General features: G+C 71.7%; 2 protein-coding genes and 1 pseudogene. 1 reads left to right on the top strand and 2 read right to left on the bottom strand.

All coding sequences use genetic code 11. The features are described 5' to 3' along the window. Positions 1 to 178: 178 nt before the first annotated feature. Entirely contained in the window at positions 179 to 1,030 is an 852-nt protein-coding gene (locus VGN50_RS07375; protein ID WP_327444076.1) for a PAC2 family protein, read from the top strand. A 31-nt stretch (positions 1,031 to 1,061) separates the two neighbouring features. Here VGN50_RS07375 and mshC read toward each other — a convergent pair whose 3' ends face one another. Then, positions 1,062 to 2,312: a cysteine--1-D-myo-inosityl 2-amino-2-deoxy-alpha-D-glucopyranoside ligase gene (gene mshC / locus VGN50_RS07380; RefSeq protein WP_327444077.1), complete on the bottom strand. Its 1,251-nt coding sequence runs from the start codon at positions 2,310 to 2,312 to the stop codon at positions 1,062 to 1,064. A gap of 22 nt (positions 2,313 to 2,334) precedes the next feature. Then, positions 2,335 to 2,589 (bottom strand): annotated as a pseudogene (locus VGN50_RS07385) (phosphatidylinositol kinase); the annotation flags it as partial.

Genomic DNA, 2,589 nt, shown 5'->3' on the forward strand with positions numbered 1-2,589 from the left:
GTGCCGTCCATGTCCCAGAGAACGGCTGCGGGCAGGGCGGCTGAGGCAGTCACGGGGACCACCCTACGCAGCCCGTGTCCCCCTGCTGGCAGCGCCTGTGACCATCCGCCGGCAGCGCTGCGTAGGCTGGACAGGGACGGGCCACCCCGGCCGTCGCCCCTGCATGGAGGAGAACCGCGTGATCGAGCTCGAGGACGTTCCAGAGCTGAACGACCCGGTCGTCATCGCGGCCTTCGAGGGCTGGAACGATGCCGGCGAGGCAGCGACCGCCACCGTCGACCACCTCCTGGAGGTCTGGGACGCCGAGGCCATCGCCGCACTCGACCCCGAGGAGTACTACGACTTCCAGGTCAACCGTCCCCGGGTGGTCATCGACGACGGACGGCGTCGCATCCACTGGCGCACGACCCGGATCCTCGTGGCACGCCCGGCCGCGCTGGACCGCGACGTCATCCTGGTGCAGGGCATCGAGCCGAGCTTCCGGTGGCGTGCGTTCACGATCGAGCTCATGGAGTTCGCCCAGCAGGTCGGTGCCACCACCATGATCACGCTGGGGGCGCTCATGGCCGATGTGGCGCATACCCGCCCGATCCCCGTGACGGCCACGTCCGACGACGAGGACGTGCTGCACCGCTATGACCTCGAGCCCAGCCGCTACGAGGGACCCACGGGCATCGTCGGCGTGCTCGCGGACGCCGCCAGCCAGTCCGGGCTGCAGTCCCTGTCCTGCTGGGCGGCGGTTCCGCACTACGCCGGGCACTCACCCTCTCCCAAGGCGACCCTGGCCCTGGTCTCACGGCTGGAGGAGCTCCTCGACGCGCCGATCCCCCATGGCGACCTGCAGGACGCAGCCAAGGCCTGGGAGCGCGGGATCAACGAGCTGGCGGAGAGCGACGAGGAGGTCGCCGAGTACGTCCAGTCACTCGAGGAGGCCCAGGACACGGCAGACCTGCCGGAGGCCAGCGGCGACGCGATCGCGCGGGAGTTCGAGCGCTACCTGCGCCGTCGTGGCCAGGAGGGACCGAGCTAGCCTGCCCGGCTGCCTAGCTGGCCTTGGCCCCCTAGACCCGGACGCCGAGCAGGGCGTCCAGCGTCCGTGCCAGGACCCCGGGTGACCCCGCGTCCGACCCACCCCGGCGCTGGCACTCCTGGGCCCACCGGTCCACGGCACGCAGTGCGCCGGGGGTGTCGAGGTCGTCGGCCACGCATGATCGCAGCCGCGCCACGACCTCGTCGACGGGCGGCCCCGCGTTGACCGACAGCGCCGCGCGCCAGCTGTCCAGCCGGTCCTGCGCCGTCGTGAGCAGGTCGGGCGTCCACGACCACTCGGTGCGGTAGTGCTGGTCGAGCAGGGCGAGCCGGATCGCCATGGGGTCGACGCCGTCGGCCCGCAGCTTGGAGACCAGCACCAGGTTGCCCTTGGACTTGCTCATCTTGGCGCCGTCGAGGCCGACCATGGCCTGATGGGCGTAGGTGCGGGCGAACGGCCGCTCACCGGTCAGCAGGACGCCTTGGGTCGCGCTCATCTCGTGGTGCGGGAAGATCAGGTCGCTGCCACCACCCTGGACGTCGAAGGCCATGCCCAGACGGTCCAGCGCGATGGCCGTGCACTCGATGTGCCAGCCCGGGCGGCCGGCGGGCAGGCCCTCGACAGCCCACGACGGCTCACCGTCGCGCGCGGCGCGCCACAGCAGAGGGTCGAGCGGGTCTCGCTTGCCGGCCCGGTCGGGGTCACCACCGCGGTCGGCGAACACCGCCATCATCTGCTCGCGCGACCAGTTCGACACGCTGCCGAACCCCGGCTCGCGGGACACGTCGAGGTAGAGGTCGTGGCCGGCCTCGGACTCCGGAGTGTCGACCGGGTAGGCCGCACCGCTGGCCAGCAGGTCGCGCACTGCCTCGGCCACGGCATCGATGCTCTCGACCACGCCCACATAGTGGTCCGGGGGGATCACCCCGAGCGCCGTCATGTCCTCGCGGAAGAGGGCGATCTCGTCGGCGGCGAGGTCCTGCCAGTCGACTCCGTCGCGATGGGCGCGCTCGAGCAACGGGTCGTCGACGTCGGTGATGTTCTGGACGTAGACCACGTCGTGCCCGGCGTCACGAAGGGCACGCTGGAGCACGTCGAAGGTGACGTAGGTTGCCGCGTGTCCCAGATGGGTGGCGTCGTACGGCGTGATCCCGCAGACGTACATCCGCGCCGTGGGCCCGGGGTTCACCGCGCGCACAGCGCCCGTACTCGTGTCGAACAGCTGGGGCGGGTGGCCGGTCCCCGGCACCTCGGGGATGAACGGGGCGGGCCAGGAGATCACGGACGAAGCCTACGTGGCCGCGTCACAGCGGCGGCCACGGGATGGCCGGCCAGGCGCCTGAGGGCCGCGGGTATGCCGCCTCGTCGAGCAGGGCACGGCAGCGCTGGACCAGCGCGGCCACCTCGACCCGGCTGAGCAGCTCGTCCAGTCGGAGGCGCAGGGCCGACGACGCGTCCACGGCGGCGTCGTGGACGGTGCTGATCCTGTCCAGCTCCTGAGGCGCCAGCGGCTGGCCGGCGAACCCCCAGAACACCGTCCGGAGCTTGTCCTCCTCGTG

Source organism: Pedococcus sp. (assembly GCF_036000045.1).
Taxonomy (GTDB): Bacteria; Actinomycetota; Actinomycetes; order Actinomycetales; family Dermatophilaceae; genus Pedococcus.